Source organism: uncultured Tateyamaria sp. (assembly GCF_947496075.1).
Classification (GTDB): domain Bacteria; phylum Pseudomonadota; class Alphaproteobacteria; order Rhodobacterales; family Rhodobacteraceae; genus Tateyamaria.
In genome coordinates, this window is record NZ_CANMBJ010000001.1 from 638,525 (window position 1) to 658,406 (window position 19,882).

A 19,882-nucleotide genomic window follows, 5' to 3' on the forward strand; every position below is an offset into this window, starting at 1 on the left:
TGGTCAGGCTGTCAAAAACCTCCGAACCCATCACTCAGGATCGACGGCTCGCGCCGTCCTGCACAACCACCGCGCGGACAGATGCGACATGCGGGACCGATATCTTGGACCGGAACGTCACCTGCCGTGGGACTATCCGGCACCGGCAAAATAAGCATTGCAGCTTCCAAAAGCCGCGGGGCGTTGAAAACCATCGGGCCCACAGGTTCGGCTGCGGCAAAGCAATCAAATACGACACCGTCGCGCGTCGGCATCTGAACCCGCGCACGGATCACTTGCCCCGGTTGCCCCATCACCTGAAACAGCGGCCACAACGGACAAGCTGCCCCGTGGCGCGGGATGGTGAAACCTTCGATATCCTTGCGAAACAGCAGACTGCCCGCGCGGTCAGACACGACCAGCCCGGCATCAAGCCCCGGGACAGCAGCAAGGCGGCGCATCATATGCGGGACAGAAACGCCAAAGCGATCAGACAGCGCAATCACATCCACCCCATCTTCGGCAAGTGCTGCCTGCAAGTCGGTCATCCCGACCTGCGCACTGTCCTGAACCACACGGTTAAGCACCGTGCGGGCAAGATGACGGGATTGGACCGACACCAATTCGGGCGCCCCCGACACAAGGTTGTCAACGCTCCCCGACCCATCCTCAAGGGATACAAAGCCGTAGTCATGCGCCGCCAGAAACTGCGCCACCTCTTCTTGGGGCGATCCAGAGGGCGCGGCCTCACCGGTTTCGGTATCCAGAAAGCCCACAAGCGCCTTCGAGCTGTCGGCAAGGCGGCGACTGTCGGCGTCGATATTGGTGTGGAACCTGTTGCGCCACTCCTCCGTGATCGTCTTATCTTCAGCCAGGATGGAGGCCGTTGACCGGATCGACGCCGCCGTCGACAGAACTTCATGGACCGACGCCGCCAGCTCCGGGTCATGCGCGAGGCGGTCACTCAGGGTTTCAACCGTGCGCTCCAGATCTGCAATCTTGCGGTGAGCCGCCGCCAGCACATCGGCCCAGCCGGGAAAACGACCAGCGAATTCCTCCGCCCGCCCGCTTTCGGAATCAGACATGTTCGCGCGTTGGGCAGCTTCTTGCAGCGAGGCGATCAGGGCAGCCTCGGCGCCCTCGCTTAATACGGTAGGTTCAACACCCAAAGCCGCCGCAATATCCAGCAACAGCTTGCCACCGATTCTGCGACGATTGTGTTCAATCAGGTTCAGATAAGACGCCGAGATGCCGATCTGACGCGCCAAATCAGACTGCTTGAGCCTTCCCATTGTCCTGCGCTCGCGTATCCGTGTTCCTGTGAGTGCGTCTCGCGCCATGACCATTCCCGCCCGTTTGCAAGTCATTTCAACGCGTTTCTGCGCTGCGACATAACAAAGTTTACAAAGCATACCGTCGTATTGTGCAAATGTTTACAAAATAATTCTGCAAAACAAAGGGTTTATTGCGCAATTTTCCAACCATGCGCGATAGTACCTTTGCACGAAAAGTGCATGCGCGATCCGGTTGAGGAGCAGGATCGCGCTTTTCAACAATTGGGAGGATATTCATGTCCAAAATGAATCTGACGCGTCGTGGCGTGCTCAAGACCGGTGCCATCGCAGGCGCCGGCGTTGCTGCGCCAACGATCTTTACGGCGCAGTCGGCCGCTGCTTTCACGAACGAACCCACAGGGTCCAGCGTGACGCTTGGCTTCAACGTGCCGCAAACCGGTCCCTACGCTGACGAAGGTGCAGACGAACTGCGCGCCTACGAACTTGCTGTCGAGCACCTGAACGGTGGCGGCGACGGCGGCCTGATGAACACGTTCTCGTCCAAAGCCCTGCAAGGCAACGGCATCATGGGCAAGAAGGTCGAATACGTCACCGGCGATACGCAGACCAAATCTGACGCGGCCCGTGCATCGGCCCGGTCGATGATCGAAAAAGACGGTGCCGTGATGATCACCGGCGGTTCGTCCTCGGGTGTGGCTGTGGCCGTGCAAGCACTCTGCCAAGAGGCAGGCGTGATCTTCATGGCGGGTCTGACCCACTCCAACGACACCACCGGCAAGGACAAGAAGGCCAATGGCTTCCGCCACTTCTTCAACTCCTACATGTCCGGTGCGGCCCTCGCGCCGATCCTGGCCAACAACTACGGCACGGATCGTAAAGCGTACCACCTGACAGCCGACTACAACTGGGGCTACACGACCGAAGAAGCCGTGCGCACCTCGACCGAAGCCATGGGTTGGGAAACTGTCGCAGCCGTGAAAACGCCTCTGACACAGACCGACTTCTCGTCCTACATCGCGCCGGTTCTACAATCGGGTGCGGACGTTCTGGTTCTGAACCACTACGGCGGCAACATGGTGAACTCGCTGACCAACGCGGTTCAGTTCGGTCTGCGCGACAAGCTGGTGAACAACAAGAACTTCGAGATCGTTGTGCCGCTCTACTCCCGCCTGATGGCGAAGGGTGCGGGTGCCAACGTGAAGGGGATCTTCGGGTCCACCAACTGGCACTGGTCGCTGCAGGACGAAGGCTCCAAAGCATTCGTCAAATCCTTCGGCACCAAATACGGCTTCCCGCCCAGCCAGGCCGCACACACCTGCTACGTTCAGGCCCTGCTCTATGCAGACGCTGTGGAACGTGCTGGGTCGTTCAACCCATGTGCTGTTGCCGAAGCTCTCGAAGGCTTCGAATTCGACGGCATGGGCAACGGCAAGACGCTGTACCGCGCCGAAGACCACCAGTGCTTCAAGGACGTGCTGGTCGTGAAAGGGAAAGAGAACCCGACATCCGAGTTCGACCTTCTCGAGATCGTGGAAGTCACGCCGACAAGCCAGGTCACCTACGACGCGTCGATCTTCGGTGGCGAACTGGGGTCCTGCAACCCCGGCGCCTAAGCCACAAGACGTTGGGTGGGCCCGCCGTGGCCCACCCTTCCCTGGCACCTGATCCCAGGCATCCCGATATTTAACATAATGTGTCCCATCATGGGACAGATGCCCCCCAACCAGAGGTTCGGCCGATGGAAGCGATCATCCTTCAAATTCTAAACGGGCTCGACAAGGGCTCGGCCTATGCGCTGATCGCGCTGGGTCTCACGCTGATTTTCGGCACCCTGGGCGTGGTGAACTTTGCCCACGGCGCCCTGTTCATGATCGGCGCGTTCTGCGCCGTCACACTGAGCCGAATCCTGACCATCAGCCACACGGTTGTAGACGAAACCCAAAAGGACTTTCTGGGCAATCCCCTCAAGGTGGATGTTCCTTATGTCTATGATTGGTTCGGAGAGGCTGCAGGCAACACGATCATCGACTGGGCCGTCCCGCTCTCGATCCTGTTTGCCATCCCGGTGATGATCGCCATCGGGGTCATCATGGAACGCGGCCTGATCAAGCATTTCTACAAGCGCCCGCACGCGGACCAGATCCTCGTGACCTTCGGTCTTGCCATCGTTCTTCAAGAGATCATCAAGTACTACTACGGCGCCAACCCGATCCCGACCCCTGCCCCTGCCGCCTTCAAAGGGTCGTTCGATTTCGGCGCCATGATGGGCTTTGATCCCAACACGATTATTTACCCGTATTGGCGCATCATCTATTTCGCCTTTGCCGCCGTCATCATCGGTGCCGTGTTTGCCTTCCTCCAGTTCACCACCTTCGGGATGGTTGTGCGGGCAGGTATGGCCGACCGCGAGACGGTGCAGCTGCTTGGCATCAACATCGACCGCCGCTTCACGCTGATGTTCGGTATCGCCGCCGCCGTCGCGGGGCTTGCCGGTGTGATGTACACGCCGATCAACTCACCAAACTACCACATGGGCATGGACTTCCTCGTCCTTAGCTTCGTGGTGGTCGTGGTGGGCGGCATGGGCTCCCTGCCCGGTGCTGTCGCTGCGGGCTTCCTGCTTGGCATCCTCGAAAGCTTTGCCTCCATGCGCGAGGTCCTCGCGGTGCTGCCCGGCCTGAACCAGATCATCATTTACCTGGTGGCCATCATCATTCTGTTGACCCGTCCTCGGGGCCTTATGGGCCGCAAGGGCGTGATGGAGGACTGATCCATGTTTGGACTGGACAAAAAAGACTTCCGCCTGCTGCTTCTAGTCGCTGTACTTGTCGCACTGGCCCCCTTCATCCTGAACCCCTTCCCTGAAGGGTCCGGAATGGCGCAGTTCAACGCAGGTTATCCTGACCTGATGCAACGCTTCGTGATCTTTGGCATCTTCGCCATCGGGTTCAACATCCTCTTTGGCCTCACCGGCTACCTGTCCTTCGGACACGCCGCCTTCCTTGGGGTCGGCTCCTACGCCGCGATCTGGATGATGAAGCTGCTGACCATGAACGTGATCCCGGCCATCATCGTATCGGTCATCGTCGCAGGCATCTTCAGCCTCGCCGTGGGATGGATCAGCCTGCGCCGCTCCGGCATCTACTTCTCGATCCTGACGCTGGCCTTTGCTCAGATGTCCTACTCGCTTGCCTATTCGGTGCTGACACCAATCACGGGCGGCGAGACGGGCCTGCAGCCAAAGGTCAACGACCCCCGCATTCTGGACGGCACGCTGGCCAATGGCGCAACACCCAAGGCCAACCTATTCGGGCTTGAGATGGGGTCTAGCTTCAACCTCGATGTCGGGGCATGGGTCTTCACGTTCAACGTTGGGTACTACCTGGCCGGTATCGTGATGCTGCTGGCATTCTACCTGTCGATCCGCATCTTCCGCTCGCCCTTTGGCATGATGCTGCGGGCGGTGAAATCCAACCAGCAGCGCCTGAACTACACCGGCCTGAACGCTAAGCCGTATACCCTCGCGGCCTTTGTCATCTCGGGTATGTATGCCGGTCTGGCCGGTGGCCTGATGGTTGCCATGGACACGCAAGTGGGCGCGGAACGCATGTTCTGGACCGCCTCGGGTGAAGTGGTTTTGATGTCCATTCTGGGCGGTGTTGGCACTCTGATTGGCCCGGTGCTGGGTGCTGGTGCAATCAAGTACATGGAAAACATCCTGTCCAAGATCAACTCAGACATCCTGCACACGTGGTTCGCCTTTCTGCCCGACGGACTTGAGGATTTCGTGGTTACGCTGATCTATCCCTTTATTGGGAAAGGCTGGCACCTGACACTTGGTCTGATCTTCATGCTGGTTGTGATCTTCCTGCCCGGTGGCCTTGTTGAAGGAGGTCAACGCGTTGCGCGCCTGTTTGGCCGCAAGAAGAAGTCTACCGACACGCCTGACGGCAAAACAACGCCTGCGGAATAAGGAGAGAAACCAATGGGTATTCTTGAAGTCAAAAACGTGGGCAAGCGGTTCGGTGGTTTGCAGGCGCTGGGGGACGTGAACCTGTCCGTCGCCGAGAACACGGTCCATGCCATCATCGGACCAAACGGTGCAGGCAAGTCCACCTTGCTGAACTGTCTGGTGGGCAAGCTGATCCCCGACACCGGGTCGGTCATGTTCGACGGGCAGTCCGTGCTGGGCCGAAAGCCGTTCGAGATCAACCAGATGGGCATCAGTCGCGTGTTCCAGACGCCCGAGATCTTTGGTGATCTGAGCGTCATGGAAAACATGATGATCCCCTGCTTTGCCAAGCGCGACGGGGCGTTCACCGCCAACGCTTATGCCGCGATGATGAGGGACAAGGAAATCATCGAACGGGCTGAACACGTGCTTGAGGACATGAACATGGCCGACAAACGGCACATGAACGCGGCCTCAATGTCCCGCGGTGACAAGCGGCGGCTTGAGATTGGCATGTGCCTGTCCCAAGAACCGCGCCTTCTTTTGTTGGACGAACCCACAGCCGGGATGGCCCGGGCCGATACCAACAACACCATCGACCTGCTGAAACAGATCAAGGAGGAGCGGGACATCACCATTTCGATCATCGAACACGACATGCACGTTGTGTTCTCGCTCGCCGAGCGGATCACCGTTCTAGCACAAGGCACCCCGCTGGTCGAAGACACGCCAGACAATATCAAAGGCCACCCGAAAGTGCGCGAAGCCTATCTGGGCGAAGCGGCTGCGGCGTAAGGAGGCAAGACCATGAACGTCAAACCCGACTTTTCCAAAGGCGTCAGCCACGCCGCCACCGCACCCGCTTTTCTGAGCGTGTGGGACATGCACGCTTACTATGGCGAAAGCTATATCGTGCAAGGTATCAGCTTCAACGTGCACGAAGGCGAAATCCTCGCGCTTCTGGGCCGCAATGGCGCCGGCAAGACATCAACCCTGCGATCCATTGCCCGGATTGGCGACCCCGAAGTCACCCATGGCGAGATTTGGCTGGACCACCAGCCATTGCACAAGATGTCGAGCCACGAGGCCAGCCAGGCCGGTCTGGGCCTGGTGCCCGAGGATCGGCGTATCATCCCTGGCCTCACGGTTGAAGAGAACTTGAAGCTTGCCCAGATTGCGCCGCCCATTGGGTGGTCCATCGAGCGGCTCTATAACCTGTTCCCCCGCCTCGGCGAACGGCGCACCCAAGAGGGCACGACACTGTCGGGCGGTGAGCAACAGATGCTGGCCATCGCCCGTGCGCTGGCCCGGGACATCAAGGTTCTGCTTCTGGACGAACCCTATGAAGGGCTGGCGCCGGTCATCGTGGACGAGATCGAAAAGACCCTGACCGTGATCAAGGAACAGGGAATCACGACAGTGATTGTGGAACAGAACGCGGTGCGTGCCCTGCAGCTGGCTGACAGGGCCGTGATCCTTGATACTGGCGGGATCGTGTTCGATGGCACCGCATCCGAGGTGCTTGAAAACGAAGAGTTGCGGGCGGAATACCTCGCCATCTGACTGAACCTGGGAAGGTCGGATGTCACAGCCGGTCCCCTCGTGGGGCCGGTTTTTTCGTTGAAGGCCGCGTCCGGTCCACAAGTCTGCGGCACCGGCATCACCGAAATGTCACAGCGCTTTCCTCTGCGTCATTGCAAGGCTATAAGCGGCGAAGAGCACTACGGGCCGCGTATTGGACTGCGCGGCAACGACCAAACGGTTGAGGACAAGAATGACAAAGAGCAACCATGACGCGGATGTGGCCTTTATCCAGGCACTGGCCGAACTGCTGCGCGAAAATGATCTGACGGAACTGCAGGTCAAACGGGAATATGGCGAAGATGACAGCCTGAACGTGCGCGTGTCGCGCCAAATGGCGCAACAGGTTGTCGCCCAAGTTGCGGCCCCGGCGCCTGTCGCCGCGGCAACGCCCGCAGCGGCAGCTGCCGCGCCGGCATCGGAACCGGCGGCCGATCCAGCAAATGATCCGGGCGCCGTCACATCCCCCATGGTCGGTACCGTGTACATGCAGGCAGAACCGGGTGCGCCGTCCTTCATCAAAGTCGGACAGCAGGTCAGCGAAGGCGACACCCTGCTCATCGTCGAAGCGATGAAAACCATGAACCACATCCCTGCCCCACGCGCAGGCACGATCAAACGTATCCTGGTTGATGACGGCGCCGCTGTTGAATTTGGCGCTCCGCTTGTGATCCTCGAATAAGGGTCGGCGCATGTTCAACAAAATCCTGATTGCCAACCGCGGAGAGATTGCCCTGCGCGTCATCCGCGCCGCGCGCGAGATGGGCATTGCCACCGTGGCCGTGCACTCCACGGCGGATGCCGACGCGATGCATGTGCGCATGGCCGACGAATCCGTCTGCATTGGCCCGCCCGCATCGCCGCAATCCTACCTGAGCTTTCCAGCCATCATCTCGGCTTGCGAGATCACGGGCGCCGAGGCGATCCACCCCGGCTATGGTTTCCTGTCTGAAAATGCGCAATTCGTGCAGATCGTCGAAGATCACGGCCTGACCTTTATCGGCCCAACTGCGGAACATATCCGCGTCATGGGCGACAAGATCACTGCCAAGGACACGATGAAGGACCTTGGCGTACCCTGCGTGCCCGGTTCTGACGGCGGCGTGGCCACGCTGGACGAAGCAAAAGCCATCGGCGAAGAATTCGGCTATCCGGTCATCATCAAGGCCACGGCTGGTGGTGGCGGACGCGGCATGAAAGTGGCGCAGACAGCCGCTGACATGGAAAGCGCGTTCATGACGGCGCGGGCCGAAGGCAAAGCCGCTTTCGGCAACGACGAAGTCTATATCGAGAAATACCTGACCACGCCGCGCCATATCGAGATTCAGGTCTTTGGCGATGGCAAGGGCCGTGCCGTGCATCTGGGTGAGCGGGATTGTTCCCTGCAACGCCGTCACCAAAAGGTGTTTGAAGAGGCACCCGGCCCCGCGATCAGTGCAGCAGAGCGAGCCGAAATCGGACGCGTCTGTGCCGATGCCGTTGCCAAGATTAATTACATCGGCGCGGGGACCATCGAGTTCCTCTATGAGAACGGCGAATTCTATTTCATCGAAATGAACACCCGACTGCAGGTCGAACACCCAGTGACAGAGGCCATCTTTGGCGTTGATCTCGTCCGCGAGCAAATTCGCGTCGCGTCTGGCATGGATATGTCCTTCCAACAGGACGATCTGCAGATCAACGGCCACTCGATCGAAGTACGACTGAATGCTGAAAAGCTCCCCGACTTCACGCCCTCACCAGGTCGTATCACGCAGTACCATGCGCCGGGCGGTCTTGGGGTGCGCATCGATTCAGCACTTTATGACGGCTACTCGATCCCGCCCTACTACGACAGCCTGATCGGAAAACTGATCGTGCATGGCCGCGACCGGGCCGAGGCACTGGCACGGCTCAATCGCGCATTGGGTGAGTTGATCATCGACGGCATCGACACAACCGTGCCGCTGTTCCACGCACTGCTGGCGGAAAAGGACATCCATACAGGGGATTACAATATCCACTGGCTGGAAAAGTGGCTTGAAGCACAAGCTGACTAAGGCACGTTCGATGAATTTTGAGGGGACCGCGGCCTGCGGTCCCCTTTTTTATATGCGACCGGCAGAGTAGTCTGAGCGCAAGCCTGACGGACACCCGGACATGAAAGACGACATTCGACTGACCCCCAACCTGTTGTTGCAGGGCTATGCCGCGGGCATTTTTCCGATGGCAGAATCGCGTGATGATCCGGAAGTGTTCTGGGTCGATCCGCGGATGCGCGGGGTATTGCCGTTGGATGGGTTTCACATGTCCCGGTCCCTCGCGCGAGCCATGCGAAAAAGCGATTGGACACTTCGGATTGATGCCGATTTCGAAGGTGTCGTCGATGGCTGTGCGGATCGGATCGATACCTGGATCAACCCGGAAATCCGAGGTCTTTACAACGCACTCCATGAACAAAAACAGGCGCGGTCCATTGAAATCTGGGAAGGATCGCACCTGGTTGGCGGAGTGTACGGCGTTGTTTTGAAAGGGGCGTTTTTCGGCGAAAGCATGTTTTCGCGTCGCACAAATGCGTCAAAAATGGCACTGGCCGCGGCTGTTGATCATCTGCGCCGCGCAGGCTTTGCCCTGTTCGATACACAGTTTCTGACAACACATCTGGCAAGCCTTGGCGCAATCGAAATCGCAAGGGATACATATCACGCCCGTCTTGACCGCGCGCTGAACATACATGGCGCCAATTTTGATGCCGTTCCCGTTGGAACGCTTCAGGACGTGGTGCAGCGCATGACCCAGACGTCGTAGCGCGCATGCTCCATCGCATTGAGCGCCGGAGCCGACGCAATCATCCAGCCTGAGAAGACCACACCATCGCGGCCAGCTTCCGTAATTTGCAACCCGGCATAGGCGTTGCCTGACGGGTTACCTGCAGGATACCGGCATTCGGTCAGGGTGATGCTGAGCCGTTCGAACCGAACGGTTCGGCCCGCCAGCATCTGAATGTCAACAACCTGACCGCTGAATTTGTCCAGCCCGCGCAGTACGGCCCCCGGTGCGGATTCGGTTTCATCCTGCGCCGCGACCCCGGTGCCCAGCACCGCAATCGCGAGCGCCGCAACCTGTGCGGCGCGCCGGATCATTCGCCTTCACCCCCAGACACGAATTTAAGCAACAATGAAATCAGGCTTACGGATCCTTGAGTGTCAGTGATTTCATCCCCGGCTTCGAAGAAAAAGGGCGATCCGCCCGGCATGATTTCAACGAAATTGCCCCCCAACAGCCCTTCGGAGCTGATGACGATAGCACTGTCATCAGGGATTTGCGTGTCGGTCCGCAGGGACACAACCGTGTCGGCGCGATACGTTTCGGGGTTCAAGGCGACATCTGTGACCGTTCCGACCTTAACGCCAGCAAGGCGCACATCGGTGCCGACATTCACGCCCTCAAGACTACGGAAGCTGGCGGTCAGCGGATAGGCGGAGCCGTTGTTGTTGCCAAGACCAGCGACTTGCGCGCCATAGACGGCAAATCCAATGGCCGCTGCCAGCACAACACCGCCAACCAGAACCTCGGTCGTGTTCTCAGCCATTTATTCGGGCGTCCACGCTTCGTAGTCCGAACGGTCAGCAGGCGCTGAACGTCGAATAGAACCTGTCGGGGCATAGGCCATGGCCGTACCAGTCAGATTCGGTTGATGCGGCTTTTCCCAGTCCTTGCGCTTGAGGGGTTTGTCGGTGGGCGGTTCATCCCATGTGCGATGCAACCAGCCGTGCCATTCGGGGTCCACGCGGCTTGCCTCGGCCTCGCCATTGTAGATGACCCAACGACGGTTATCGTCCTGCGTTTTGTAAAAGACGTTGCCCTGACTGTCTTCACCCACTTTCACGCCCTTGCGGGCCGTAAAAATCTGCGTGTTGAGCGTTTGGCCGTTCCACCAAGTCACCGCGCGCAACAGCGTGTTGAGAATGCCCATGTTTCGCCTCCGACGTTTGGACGAGTCTATGCCGCAATACCGCACAGAGGTCCAGTGGCACAGGCGCCGCAGGTCTTTATCACCTGAAAACTCGCTCAAATTTCAGTGGGAACCCGCTACCTCAACGTGTATCTGAATATCAACAACTCATAACTTGAGGCACGTCATGAGGGACAGCATCGACGCGAGTGAACCATCGTCGGAAATCGCGGCCACTTGTTTCGGGGTGAATGTCCCCGCATCCCCATTCCTGAACGAAACCCGCATCCGCCGCATGAATGAGGGGCGGTACGAGGGTGAGGAAATCAAGGGAGCGTTGGACGTTGTCCAACCCGGTGATCGTGTGCTTGAGCTGGGCGCCGGTCTGGGTGTGGTTGGGGCAGTCATTGCCAAAAACGCGCAGCCGGATGCGGTTCTTTCCTTTGAGGCAAATCCGAACCTGATCCCGCACATCAGAGCGTTGCATCGCTTGAACGGGCTTGAGGACGTAATGGAGGTGCGCCACCAGGTTGTCACTGTCGGCGCAGATCAGCCGGATCATGTCACCTTTCATTTGCGGACGTCTTTCCTTGGGTCATCCCTGATCCAGAATGAGCGACGCCGCACGACGCCGGTCGAAGTTGAAACGGTTTCATACGACACGACCATCAAGAGCTTTCGTCCAGACGTATTGATCATGGATATAGAAGGGGGGGAGTTGGAGCTGCTGCGCCATGCCAACCTGCGCGGTATTCGTGCCATAGTGCTGGAATTCCACCCCGACGCATATGGCAAAGCCGGCACACGCGAGTGCAAGGCCATCCTTCGGAAGTCGAAGTTCACGAAGAACGAAGAGCTTTCGACACGCTTTGTCTGGACCTGCACCCGGGATGAGGTTTGGTCACACCCCGATGCCAGCTGGCCCGACCCCGCCGGAGGCTGGTCGGAGCGGATGCAGACCTGCGAAAATGCGATAGTCAAACCGAGTGAGACAAGTGGGTTCATCAGCTTGTCCGGCGTGCAGACGGCGCAAGGCCATGATGTTCCGATGGCCGCCCATTGGAGAAATCGAGGTCGCACGACCTTGCCGTTCGGTCCTCTGAACGACACGCCCAAGCCCTTGGCCGGGCGTTGGATCTGGGGGGGTGTGCTGTATCGCAACTTCGCCCATTTCGTGGCTGAATCGCTTGGTCGCTTGTGGGCGTTGGATGCCGTTCAGGGTGATATCGACGGGATATTGTTTACACCCAGACGCCCCGACAGTCCGCTTTCACTGAAGTCATTTCAGAGTGATATGTTCGCCGCCATGGGCGTCAACGTCCCGATCAAAGTGCTTGGCAAACCGCGGCGTGTGGAGCAATTAATCGTCCCAGGCCAGGGGTTTGGTCTGGGGGCCATTGTCACGGGTACACCATCGTTTCGACGGTACCACGAAAACAACTTTGCCAAGGACATTGCTCCGGACGGCGGTGAAAAACTCTATATCTCGCGGTCAAAGCTGTCTCTAGAAAAGGGTGGTTTGCTTGGCGAAAAGCAGATTGAAGAGCATCTAAGCGCCCAAGGATACGAGATTTTCCACCCGCAATATCACTCGGTCCGCGACCAGATCGCCCGTTACAAGGCCGCAAAACAGGTGATTGCCTGCGAAGGTTCCGCATTGCATTTGACGGCGTTCTGCGGTGTGACAGACCAACGGGTTGCCGTGATCGCGCGTCGGAAATCCAGCGCAACAGGTATGATCACGCGGCATATTGAAGCTTTCTCGGGCAACAAGGCGTTGGTCATCTCCCACCTGAAGTCCATATGGGAACGTCCTGACACACCGCGCGGACGTTTGGCCATGGGAGAACCGGAGATGGGGCAAATCCAGACAGCTCTCGTCGAGGCCGGCTTTATCACCTCGGGCACGCCTTGGCCTGAGCTCGATCCCGATGACGTTCAAGCCGTTTTGAACAAGCGTTTCAAGAGCGTAGCTTAGCTCTGATTTGGTGCCAACGCGGTGACTTCAATTTCGATCCTGTATTTTGGATCGATCAAACCGCATTCAATCATTGTGGCCGCAGGGGGATGCGCACCAAAGGTGTCTTTCAAGATGGGCCAGCATGGTTCGAACTCGTGTCGGTCCGGCAGCATGTAAGTCACGCGTACAACGTCTTTCCAATCCGCACCGGCCTCGGTCAAAGCAGTGTGTATTATGTCCAGCGCGTTCTTGCACTGCTCAGTTACGGAGTCACCCGGCCCCACCGTGCCTGCAACATGAATCCATCCGCCGGCAACAACTGCGCGGCAATACCCGATCTTTGGTTCAAACGCACCGCCAGAATGAATACGTGAAATCATCATTGCGCTCCCCTTCAATGGCGCACGCACAAGTGCGTCTTACGGTTTCAGTCGAGTGTCCCCGAACAACGTTCAAAAAAAGGCGGGTTTGAAACCCGCCTTACTCTTTGTCCCGCCATGTCAAAATCAGCTCGCTGAAGCTGGTTCTTTCTCTGCCTCGGCATGGATCATGAGGGGCGCCGCGTCGGACATTGCCGCTTCCTCATTCACAACAACTTCCGTGACGGACTCAAGGCCCGGCAATTCAAACATGGTATCGAGCAGGATGTCTTCAAGGATCGAACGCAGCCCCCGAGCCCCTGTCTTGCGTTCGATTGCACGTTTGGCAATCGCGCTCAACGCATCTTCGGTGAAAGTCAGCGTCGTGTCTTCCAGCTCGAACAGCCGCTGGTATTGCTTGACCAGCGCGTTCTTGGGCTGCGTCAGGATGGTGACAAGCGCGTCCTCGTCCAAATCTTCGAGCGTGGCCAGAACAGGCAAACGACCGACGAATTCCGGGATCAGGCCGAATTTCAGCAAGTCTTCGGGTTCAAGATCGGTAAAGATTTCGCCGACACCGCGTTCATCATTGCCGCGCACGTCAGCCCCAAAGCCCATGGCCGAGCCCTTGCCGCGCTGCGCGATGATCTTATCAAGGCCCGCAAACGCGCCACCGCAGATGAACAGGATGTTCGTGGTATCGACCTGCAGGAACTCCTGCTGCGGGTGTTTGCGCCCACCTTGCGGCGGGACCGAAGCCACGGTGCCTTCCATCAATTTCAGAAGCGCCTGCTGCACACCTTCGCCCGACACGTCGCGGGTGATCGAAGGGTTTTCGGACTTGCGCGTGATTTTGTCGACCTCGTCGATATAGACGATGCCGCGCTGCGCGCGTTCGACGTTATATTCAGATGACTGCAGCAGCTTGAGAATGATGTTCTCGACATCCTCACCCACATATCCAGCCTCGGTCAGCGTGGTTGCGTCTGCCATTGTGAACGGTACGTCCAGAATGCGCGCAAGAGTCTGGGCCAACAAGGTCTTGCCGCAGCCAGTGGGACCGATCAGCAGGATGTTGGATTTCGCCAGTTCGATATCACCGCCCTTCTGAGCGTGATTCAGGCGTTTGTAGTGGTTGTGCACGGCCACCGACAACACGCGCTTGGCCATGGCCTGACCAATCACGTAGTCGTCGAGAACTTCGCAAATGTCCTTGGGCGTGGGTACGCCATCGGTGGACTTCAGACCCGAAGCCTTCGTCTCTTCCCGAATGATATCCATGCAAAGTTCGACACACTCGTCGCAAATGAAAACTGTTGGTCCCGCAATCAGCTTGCGGACCTCATGCTGGCTCTTGCCGCAGAAGCTGCAGTAGAGGGTATTCTTGCTGTCGCCGCCCGAGTTCGTGGCCATGTCGCGTCCTTCCCGGCAGATGCCGCCAATCCAGGTGCCGGAAATCTCCGGCGCGCCCCGCGTTGACCGTCAGCTTAGGACAGGCCCGCGGGGTCCACAATCGTCTTTTTACCTGACCTCGCGGCCAAATCACGCACCCCGTGAGGTGCGCGATCAGTTGATCAATTACTCGTCATCACCAGACTTGGCCCGCTCTTCGACGATCTCGTCGATGTGGCCCCAATCCTTGGCTTCTTCCGGTGTCATCCATGTATCACGGTCCAGCGCCTGCTGCACCGTTTCATAGTCCTGACCGGAATGCTTCACATACATCTGGTACATACGCTCGCGTGTGCGTTCGATGTGGCGGGCCGAGATCAGGATATCAGCCGCCATGCCCTGCGATCCGCCCGATGGCTGGTGCACCATCACTTCCGAATTTGGCAGAGCAAAGCGCATGCCCGGCTCGCCACCGATGGCAATGGCCGACCCCATGGACGCCGCCATGCCACAGATCAGTGTCGATACCTTCGGCTTGATGTATTGCATCGTGTCATAGATCGAAAAACCGGCCGTCACCTCGCCGCCGGGCGAGTTGATGTACATGCTGATTTCCTTGGACGGGTTTTCCGCTTCAAGGTGCAACAGCTGGGCCACGATCAGATGGCTCATGCCACTGTGGACCGGACCGTTGATGAATACGATCCGCTCCTTCAGGAGGCGCGAAAAGATGTCATAGGCCCGCTCGCCCCGGCTGGTCTGTTCAACCACCATGGGCACCAGGTTGTTGGTGAAATGTGCATATTGGTCGATGGGATCGCGCATAGTATTCTGCCTCGTCAGACTTCCGCGAGACCATACCCGCAGAGAAGTTACCCGAGTCTTAGTATCGGCGTTCGGGGGCTGCAAGGGCACGCGGACGCTTGAAGCTGTCGCACTGCCGCCTAGCTGGGCTTGCATGACCGAGGCTCTGACACGATTCCCCCCGACACGCACCGCGGCACTTGAGCGCTTGAACAGGTTCCTGCCCCACGCAGGACGTGATTATGCAGCGCGCCGAAACTATGATCTGGGCCGCAATGGGCACGACGCTGTGTCGACCCTGTCGCCCTACATTCGTGCGCGCCTTGTGACCGAGGCAGACGTGTTGGAAGCGACACTGGCTCGCCACAGCGCAAAATCCGCGGAAAAGTTCATTCAGGAAGTGTACTGGCGCAGCTATTGGAAAGGGTGGCTAGAGCAGCGGCCTGCCGTTTGGACACAGTACAAGACGGCTCTCAAAGGGGCGCTCGACAACGTGCAGACGCAGGTAGGCTTACGCGACAGGTGGGAAGCCGCGTGCAAACGTGAAACGGACATCGATTGCTTCAACACCTGGGCGCAAGAGCTTGTTAGCACTGGATTTTTGCACAATCACGCACGGATGTGGTTCGCATCCATCTGGATATTCACCCTGCGTTTGCCATGGGAATTGGGTGCCGACTTCTTTCTCCGGCATCTGCTTGATGGTGATCCGGCGTCCAACACGCTCAGTTGGCGGTGGGTGGCTGGCATCCAAACACCCGGCAAGACATATCTGGCCCGCACCTCGAACATCTCAAAATATACCGAAGGTCGTTTTGCCCCGAAATGGCAATTGGCTGGCGAAGCACCTGCCCTCTCCGGACCACCCAAACCTGACATCATGCCCCTGTCTGATGACGACCTACCAACCTCGACAGCACGAACCGGCCTGATCCTCCATGACGACGATCTGAGCCCAGGCTTTATTCTGGATGCTGGCATCGCGCCGGTTGCGACAGCTGTCATTTCCACGCGGTCCGGCCTGTCCCCATTGTCGGTAGCGGATCATGTCACTGCGTTTGCGCACAGTGCTGCACAAGATACTGCAAATCGTTTTGACGCGCGTCTTGGTGCTGTTTCGCACCCCGCGCCTACGGCGGTTGCGCTCGCTTCTTGGGCAAAGGACGCTGGTTTGGATCAGATCGTGACGGCATACGCGCCGGTAGGACCGACTGCAGATATTCTGTCCCGATTGACTGCGACGGAGGACACGCCGCCCCTACGCACGGTGCGGCGCGCATATGATAGTTCTGCCTGGCCTCATGCGACCCACGGGTTCTTTCGATTCAAGGACAAGATCCCCCAACTACTGGGGGATCTTCGAGGGGTGCGAGCGGCAGAATGATCTATTTCAGGCAGGCTGCCAGTGACGTCGCCATGTTGCGGATCAGGGTTGCATAAAGGTCGGGACCAGGTTCAACCGACACACCGATGGGGTCGATCTCACCCACGCGCACATCGCCCAGCGCGTTGATGATGCCCGGATTGAATTGTGGCTCAGTCAACGCGCAGACAGCGTCGAGCGCCTCGATCTCTTCGCCCAGCTCGGCAAGGCGCCGGGGGCTTGGGTCCTCGGCATCCGAAGCAGAAACCGCTCCGACCGCAGCGACCCCAAAGCGCGCTTCAAAGTATTGATAGGCGTCGTGGAACACGATGAACGGTTTGTCAGAAACAGGTTGCAACTCTTGTTCAATCTCTGCGGTCAGCGCTTTGATTTCGCTTCCGAAAGCTGCGGCGTTGTTTGCGTAAGCCTGCGCATTGTCGCGGTCGAGATGCCCAAGCTCTTCGGCAATCGCGGCCGCCCAGATCACTGCGTTTTGCGGATCGAGCCAAGCATGCGGGTCCACACCGTCAGCATGTGCATGGCCGTGACCATCATGGCCTGCTTCGTCATGCGATGCCTCTTCATGATCATCGTGCTTGTGTTCACCGTGCGCATGCTCATCTTCATGCGCGTGGTCGTCGTGAGCATGTTCATCGTGATCTGCGTGCTCATCGTGGCTGGCGTGCTCATCGTGGCTGGCGTGCTCATCACCATGATCGTCGTGCTTATCATCGTCGTGATCTTCATGATCATGATCATCATGCTCTTCTTCACCATGCCCGTGATCATGCGCAGCGAAGGTCGCACCTTCCCGCAATTCCATGAGCCGGGTTGCAGGCAGTTTCAGCAGTTCGATCTTTTCAGCCCCCTCACCAAGGCTGTCCAACGGCCCTTCCAACCAAGGCGTAAGGCCATGCCCAACCCACACAATCAATTCCGCTTCATCCAGCGCACGCGCCTCAGAGGGTCGCAGGCTGTGGTCGTGCGGCGAGGCCCCGGTGGGCACGATCAGATCAGGCGTGCCGACCCCTTCCATTACAGCTGCTACGATGCTGTGCACGGGTGCAATGTCCACCGCCACGCGGGGCGCATCGGCCAGTGCTGTTGTGCCAAGCAGAACAGCCAAAGTTGTCGGAAGAAGAGTGCGCATCATTGCCCCCAAATTGATATGTTATAACATTCAATCAGGGTTGCTATACGTCATAGTATAACATATCAACCCCCAAATCTGACGGCGCAGCCCCGAGGCCCCATGCCCACCCTTGGTTTTCACAAACACGACCATGCAAGTTGCATCAGTTCGACCCTTGAACGGGCCGAGGCGCATTGTGTTGCGCACAACCTCAAGTTCACGCCTGTCCGAAAGCGCACATTGGAAATCCTGCTGGCCGAACACCGGGCACTTGGCGCCTATGACTTACTGGCTATGCTGTCGGAAGAGGGATTGGGCACAGCGCCCCCCGTCGCCTATCGCGCATTGGACTTTCTGACCGGCGCCGGTTTTGCCCACAAGATCGAAGGGCTGAACGCCTATATCGCCTGCGCGCATCTGGGCGAGGATCACGCACCCGCGTTTCTGGTCTGTACCCGCTGCAAGACCGTGGCCGAGGCCGATACCGCCGCCGACAAGGGCCGTCTGGGACAGGCTGCCGCCGCAACCGGGTTCCAGATTGAAAAGACAGTGATCGAGGCCATGGGCATCTGCCCCGCCTGTGTGGAGGACGCCCCATGCGCCTGATGACCGCCGATGGGCTGACCCTGGGGCATGGCACCACGCCAGTGCTCCGCGATGTCGATTTTCACATCGACCGGGGAGAGATCGTCACATTGGTCGGCCCCAACGGATCGGGCAAATCCACACTGGTCAAAGGGCTGATCGGTGCGATCCGCCCCATCAAAGGCCGAGTGGATCAAGTGCGTGGGCTGCGCATCGGTTACGTGCCGCAAAGCCTTCAAATGGACGGGTTTCTTCCGCTGACCGTCTCGCGCTTTCTATGCCTGCCACACAGGCATTCCAGCGACGCCATGGCGCGCGCCTTGCAAGAGGCGGGCGTGCCCGATCTGGCCAAACGTCAGATGCGCGACCTGTCCGGCGGGCAGTTCCAGCGTGTTTTGCTGGCACGGGCCCTTCTAATGGAACCTGACATATTAATCCTGGATGAGGCCACCCAAGGCCTCGATCAACCCGGGGCCGCTGCATTTTATCGCCAGATCGCAGATGTGCGTGACCAGTTGGGTTGCGCAGTGCTGATGGTCAGCCACGATCTGCACGTGGTCATGGCCGCTTCCGACCGGGTACTTTGCCTGAACGGCCACGTGTGCTGTCAGGGCACGCCGGACGTTGTGCAGGACGCACCGGAGTATCGCGCCCTGTTCGGAACAGGTACGCAAGGAGCCTTTGCCCTCTATCGCCACCAGCACGATCACCACCATCATCATCACGACCAAGACCACGGGCACGACCACGAAGATGCTTGACGATTTCCTTGTGCGCGCGGGCCTTGCCGGTGTCGGCACGGCCCTCGCCGCCGCCCCTCTTGGTTGCTTTGTCGTGTGGCGCCGCATGGCCTATTTCGGCGATGCAACGGCCCATGCCGCCCTGTTGGGTGTCGCACTGTCCCTCGCCTTCCAGGGGCCGATCATGATCGGCGTGCTGGCAACGGCCCTCATCATGGCGACGCTGGTGCAATCCCTGTCGGGTCGTGGATTGGCCGAAGACACGCTGCTGGGCGTGATGGCACATGCAGCGCTGGCCGTCGGCCTCGTCGCCGTGTCCCTGTTGTCGGGCGTGCGGGTGGACCTGATGAGCTACCTGTTCGGCGACATCCTTGCCGTGTCGAAGACCGACCTGGCTCTAATCTGGACCGGCGCCGCCGCCGTGGTCGGCCTGATCCTGTGGCGCTGGCAAAGACTGCTCACAGCCACGCTGAATCCGGATCTTGCACAAGCCAGCGGAATCTCGGCCAAGACCGAACAACTGGTCCTGACGGTTGCCCTTGCCGTGACCGTCGCAGTGGCAATCAAGGTGGTCGGAGCGCTTCTGATCGGCGCCCTTCTGGTTATCCCGCCCGCCGTGGCACGCCCTCTCGCGCGCACGCCCGAGGTTATGGCACTGCTGACAGCGGGTATCGGCAGCTTGTCGGCGCTTGGTGGTTTGGGCGCGGCCTACCAGTTCGATACCCCGACCGGACCAACAATCGTCTGCGTCGCAGCCGGGCTGTTCATCATCACGACCTTGTTTGGCGCACGCACCCTTCGGTGAC

The 19,882-nt window shown here is 58.9% G+C and carries 21 protein-coding genes; 13 read left to right on the plus strand and 8 right to left on the minus strand.

Going from position 1 to position 19,882, the window contains the following annotated elements:
* Positions 1-11: 11 nt before the first annotated feature.
* Positions 12-1,319 (minus strand): helix-turn-helix transcriptional regulator, encoded by a 1,308-nt coding sequence (locus Q1A51_RS03260; RefSeq protein ID WP_299603775.1) that lies wholly within the window; start codon positions 1,317-1,319, stop codon positions 12-14.
* A 230-nt stretch (positions 1,320-1,549) separates the two neighbouring features.
* On the opposite strand from Q1A51_RS03260, the gene Q1A51_RS03265 reads away from it, so the two are divergent.
* The 8 genes from Q1A51_RS03265 (at position 1,550) to aat (ending at position 9,594) form a co-directional block, all read left to right on the plus strand.
* Entirely contained in the window at positions 1,550-2,887 is a 1,338-nt protein-coding gene (locus Q1A51_RS03265; RefSeq protein WP_299209293.1) for a substrate-binding protein, read from the plus strand.
* Positions 2,888-3,012: 125 nt separating this feature from the next.
* The gene (locus tag Q1A51_RS03270; RefSeq protein ID WP_299209296.1) at positions 3,013-4,044 is read left to right on the plus strand and encodes a branched-chain amino acid ABC transporter permease; all 1,032 of its coding nucleotides are present in this window, start codon (positions 3,013-3,015) and stop codon (positions 4,042-4,044) included.
* Between the two features lie 3 nt (positions 4,045-4,047).
* Positions 4,048-5,247: a branched-chain amino acid ABC transporter permease gene (locus Q1A51_RS03275; RefSeq protein WP_299603780.1), complete on the plus strand. Its 1,200-nt coding sequence runs from the start codon at positions 4,048-4,050 to the stop codon at positions 5,245-5,247.
* Between the two features lie 12 nt (positions 5,248-5,259).
* Positions 5,260-6,021 (plus strand): ABC transporter ATP-binding protein, encoded by a 762-nt coding sequence (locus Q1A51_RS03280; RefSeq protein WP_299603783.1) that lies wholly within the window; start codon positions 5,260-5,262, stop codon positions 6,019-6,021.
* A 12-nt stretch (positions 6,022-6,033) separates the two neighbouring features.
* Positions 6,034-6,789 carry an ABC transporter ATP-binding protein gene (locus tag Q1A51_RS03285; RefSeq protein ID WP_299603786.1) on the plus strand — a complete coding sequence of 252 codons (756 nt, stop codon included), beginning with the start codon at positions 6,034-6,036 and terminating at the stop codon, positions 6,787-6,789.
* A gap of 211 nt (positions 6,790-7,000) precedes the next feature.
* Positions 7,001-7,489, plus strand: coding sequence for an acetyl-CoA carboxylase biotin carboxyl carrier protein (accB, locus tag Q1A51_RS03290; RefSeq protein WP_299603789.1), 489 nt, complete (start codon positions 7,001-7,003; stop codon positions 7,487-7,489).
* 10 nt (positions 7,490-7,499) lie between these two features.
* Positions 7,500-8,846: an acetyl-CoA carboxylase biotin carboxylase subunit gene (gene accC, locus Q1A51_RS03295; protein ID WP_299603791.1), complete on the plus strand. Its 1,347-nt coding sequence runs from the start codon at positions 7,500-7,502 to the stop codon at positions 8,844-8,846.
* A gap of 112 nt (positions 8,847-8,958) precedes the next feature.
* On the plus strand, positions 8,959-9,594 hold the full coding sequence (aat, locus tag Q1A51_RS03300; RefSeq protein ID WP_299209549.1) for a leucyl/phenylalanyl-tRNA--protein transferase: 636 nt from the start codon (positions 8,959-8,961) through the stop codon (positions 9,592-9,594).
* Here the strand turns inward: aat and Q1A51_RS03305 are convergent.
* The 3 genes from Q1A51_RS03305 to Q1A51_RS03315 are packed head-to-tail and all read right to left on the minus strand — an operon-like array spanning position 9,558 to position 10,762.
* Positions 9,558-9,929, minus strand: coding sequence for a DUF2155 domain-containing protein (locus tag Q1A51_RS03305; protein ID WP_299209313.1), 372 nt, complete (start codon positions 9,927-9,929; stop codon positions 9,558-9,560). The genes aat and Q1A51_RS03305 overlap by 37 nt on opposite strands.
* Positions 9,926-10,378: an outer membrane lipid asymmetry maintenance protein MlaD gene (gene mlaD / locus Q1A51_RS03310; RefSeq protein ID WP_299603795.1), complete on the minus strand. Its 453-nt coding sequence runs from the start codon at positions 10,376-10,378 to the stop codon at positions 9,926-9,928. The genes Q1A51_RS03305 and mlaD overlap by 4 nt, the downstream gene beginning before the upstream one ends.
* Complete coding sequence (locus Q1A51_RS03315; RefSeq protein ID WP_299603798.1) at positions 10,379-10,762, minus strand: NADH:ubiquinone oxidoreductase subunit NDUFA12; 384 nt, start codon at positions 10,760-10,762, stop codon at positions 10,379-10,381.
* 166 nt (positions 10,763-10,928) lie between these two features.
* Here Q1A51_RS03315 and Q1A51_RS03320 point away from each other — a divergent pair, with 166 nt between their 5' ends.
* Positions 10,929-12,719: an FkbM family methyltransferase gene (locus tag Q1A51_RS03320; RefSeq protein WP_299603801.1), complete on the plus strand. Its 1,791-nt coding sequence runs from the start codon at positions 10,929-10,931 to the stop codon at positions 12,717-12,719.
* Here Q1A51_RS03320 and Q1A51_RS03325 read toward each other — a convergent pair.
* The 3 genes from Q1A51_RS03325 to Q1A51_RS03335 form a co-directional block, all read right to left on the minus strand.
* Entirely contained in the window at positions 12,716-13,081 is a 366-nt protein-coding gene (locus Q1A51_RS03325; RefSeq protein WP_299604038.1) for a RidA family protein, read from the minus strand. The genes Q1A51_RS03320 and Q1A51_RS03325 overlap by 4 nt on opposite strands.
* 126 nt (positions 13,082-13,207) lie before the next feature.
* A complete protein-coding gene (gene clpX / locus Q1A51_RS03330; RefSeq protein WP_299209328.1) occupies positions 13,208-14,473 on the minus strand; it encodes an ATP-dependent Clp protease ATP-binding subunit ClpX in 1,266 nt (421 codons plus the stop codon).
* 165 nt (positions 14,474-14,638) lie between these two features.
* Complete coding sequence (locus tag Q1A51_RS03335) at positions 14,639-15,277, minus strand: ATP-dependent Clp protease proteolytic subunit (protein WP_299209331.1); 639 nt, start codon at positions 15,275-15,277, stop codon at positions 14,639-14,641.
* 133 nt (positions 15,278-15,410) lie between these two features.
* On the opposite strand from Q1A51_RS03335, the gene Q1A51_RS03340 reads away from it, so the two are divergent.
* Positions 15,411-16,640, plus strand: coding sequence for an FAD-binding domain-containing protein (locus Q1A51_RS03340; RefSeq protein WP_299603803.1), 1,230 nt, complete (start codon positions 15,411-15,413; stop codon positions 16,638-16,640).
* 1 nt (position 16,641) lies between these two features.
* On the opposite strand, the gene Q1A51_RS03345 is transcribed toward Q1A51_RS03340, so the two are convergent.
* Positions 16,642-17,769 carry a zinc ABC transporter substrate-binding protein gene (locus Q1A51_RS03345; protein ID WP_366869742.1) on the minus strand — a complete coding sequence of 376 codons (1,128 nt, stop codon included), beginning with the start codon at positions 17,767-17,769 and terminating at the stop codon, positions 16,642-16,644.
* A gap of 102 nt (positions 17,770-17,871) precedes the next feature.
* Between Q1A51_RS03345 and Q1A51_RS03350 the strand changes: the two genes are divergently transcribed.
* The 3 genes from Q1A51_RS03350 to Q1A51_RS03360 are packed head-to-tail and all read left to right on the plus strand — an operon-like array spanning position 17,872 to position 19,881.
* Positions 17,872-18,357: a transcriptional repressor gene (locus tag Q1A51_RS03350; protein WP_299603807.1), complete on the plus strand. Its 486-nt coding sequence runs from the start codon at positions 17,872-17,874 to the stop codon at positions 18,355-18,357.
* A complete protein-coding gene (locus tag Q1A51_RS03355; RefSeq protein ID WP_299603809.1) occupies positions 18,348-19,097 on the plus strand; it encodes a metal ABC transporter ATP-binding protein in 750 nt (249 codons plus the stop codon). Before Q1A51_RS03350 ends, Q1A51_RS03355 begins: the two co-directional genes overlap by 10 nt.
* Entirely contained in the window at positions 19,090-19,881 is a 792-nt protein-coding gene (locus Q1A51_RS03360; RefSeq protein ID WP_299604041.1) for a metal ABC transporter permease, read from the plus strand. Before Q1A51_RS03355 ends, Q1A51_RS03360 begins: the two co-directional genes overlap by 8 nt.
* The last annotated feature ends 1 nt before the right edge of the window (position 19,882 follow it).

Coding starts and splice junctions, on each gene's coding strand:
- Q1A51_RS03350 (WP_299603807.1), top strand. CDS start 17,872: ATGCCCACCCTTGGTTTTCACAAACACGACCATGCAAGTTGCATCAGT.
- Q1A51_RS03285 (WP_299603786.1), top strand. CDS start 6,034: ATGAACGTCAAACCCGACTTTTCCAAAGGCGTCAGCCACGCCGCCACC.
- Q1A51_RS03340 (WP_299603803.1), top strand. CDS start 15,411: ATGACCGAGGCTCTGACACGATTCCCCCCGACACGCACCGCGGCACTT.
- Q1A51_RS03320 (WP_299603801.1), top strand. CDS start 10,929: ATGAGGGACAGCATCGACGCGAGTGAACCATCGTCGGAAATCGCGGCC.
- Q1A51_RS03345 (WP_366869742.1), bottom strand. CDS start 17,769: ATGCGCACTCTTCTTCCGACAACTTTGGCTGTTCTGCTTGGCACAACA.
- Q1A51_RS03325 (WP_299604038.1), bottom strand. CDS start 13,081: ATGATTTCACGTATTCATTCTGGCGGTGCGTTTGAACCAAAGATCGGG.
- Q1A51_RS03265 (WP_299209293.1), top strand. CDS start 1,550: ATGTCCAAAATGAATCTGACGCGTCGTGGCGTGCTCAAGACCGGTGCC.
- Q1A51_RS03360 (WP_299604041.1), top strand. CDS start 19,090: ATGCTTGACGATTTCCTTGTGCGCGCGGGCCTTGCCGGTGTCGGCACG.
- clpX (WP_299209328.1), bottom strand. CDS start 14,473: ATGGCCACGAACTCGGGCGGCGACAGCAAGAATACCCTCTACTGCAGC.
- Q1A51_RS03260 (WP_299603775.1), bottom strand. CDS start 1,319: ATGGCGCGAGACGCACTCACAGGAACACGGATACGCGAGCGCAGGACA.
- accC (WP_299603791.1), top strand. CDS start 7,500: ATGTTCAACAAAATCCTGATTGCCAACCGCGGAGAGATTGCCCTGCGC.
- Q1A51_RS03315 (WP_299603798.1), bottom strand. CDS start 10,762: ATGGGCATTCTCAACACGCTGTTGCGCGCGGTGACTTGGTGGAACGGC.
- Q1A51_RS03335 (WP_299209331.1), bottom strand. CDS start 15,277: ATGCGCGATCCCATCGACCAATATGCACATTTCACCAACAACCTGGTG.
- Q1A51_RS03270 (WP_299209296.1), top strand. CDS start 3,013: ATGGAAGCGATCATCCTTCAAATTCTAAACGGGCTCGACAAGGGCTCG.
- Q1A51_RS03305 (WP_299209313.1), bottom strand. CDS start 9,929: ATGATCCGGCGCGCCGCACAGGTTGCGGCGCTCGCGATTGCGGTGCTG.
- Q1A51_RS03355 (WP_299603809.1), top strand. CDS start 18,348: ATGCGCCTGATGACCGCCGATGGGCTGACCCTGGGGCATGGCACCACG.
- Q1A51_RS03275 (WP_299603780.1), top strand. CDS start 4,048: ATGTTTGGACTGGACAAAAAAGACTTCCGCCTGCTGCTTCTAGTCGCT.
- accB (WP_299603789.1), top strand. CDS start 7,001: ATGACAAAGAGCAACCATGACGCGGATGTGGCCTTTATCCAGGCACTG.
- mlaD (WP_299603795.1), bottom strand. CDS start 10,378: ATGGCTGAGAACACGACCGAGGTTCTGGTTGGCGGTGTTGTGCTGGCA.
- Q1A51_RS03280 (WP_299603783.1), top strand. CDS start 5,260: ATGGGTATTCTTGAAGTCAAAAACGTGGGCAAGCGGTTCGGTGGTTTG.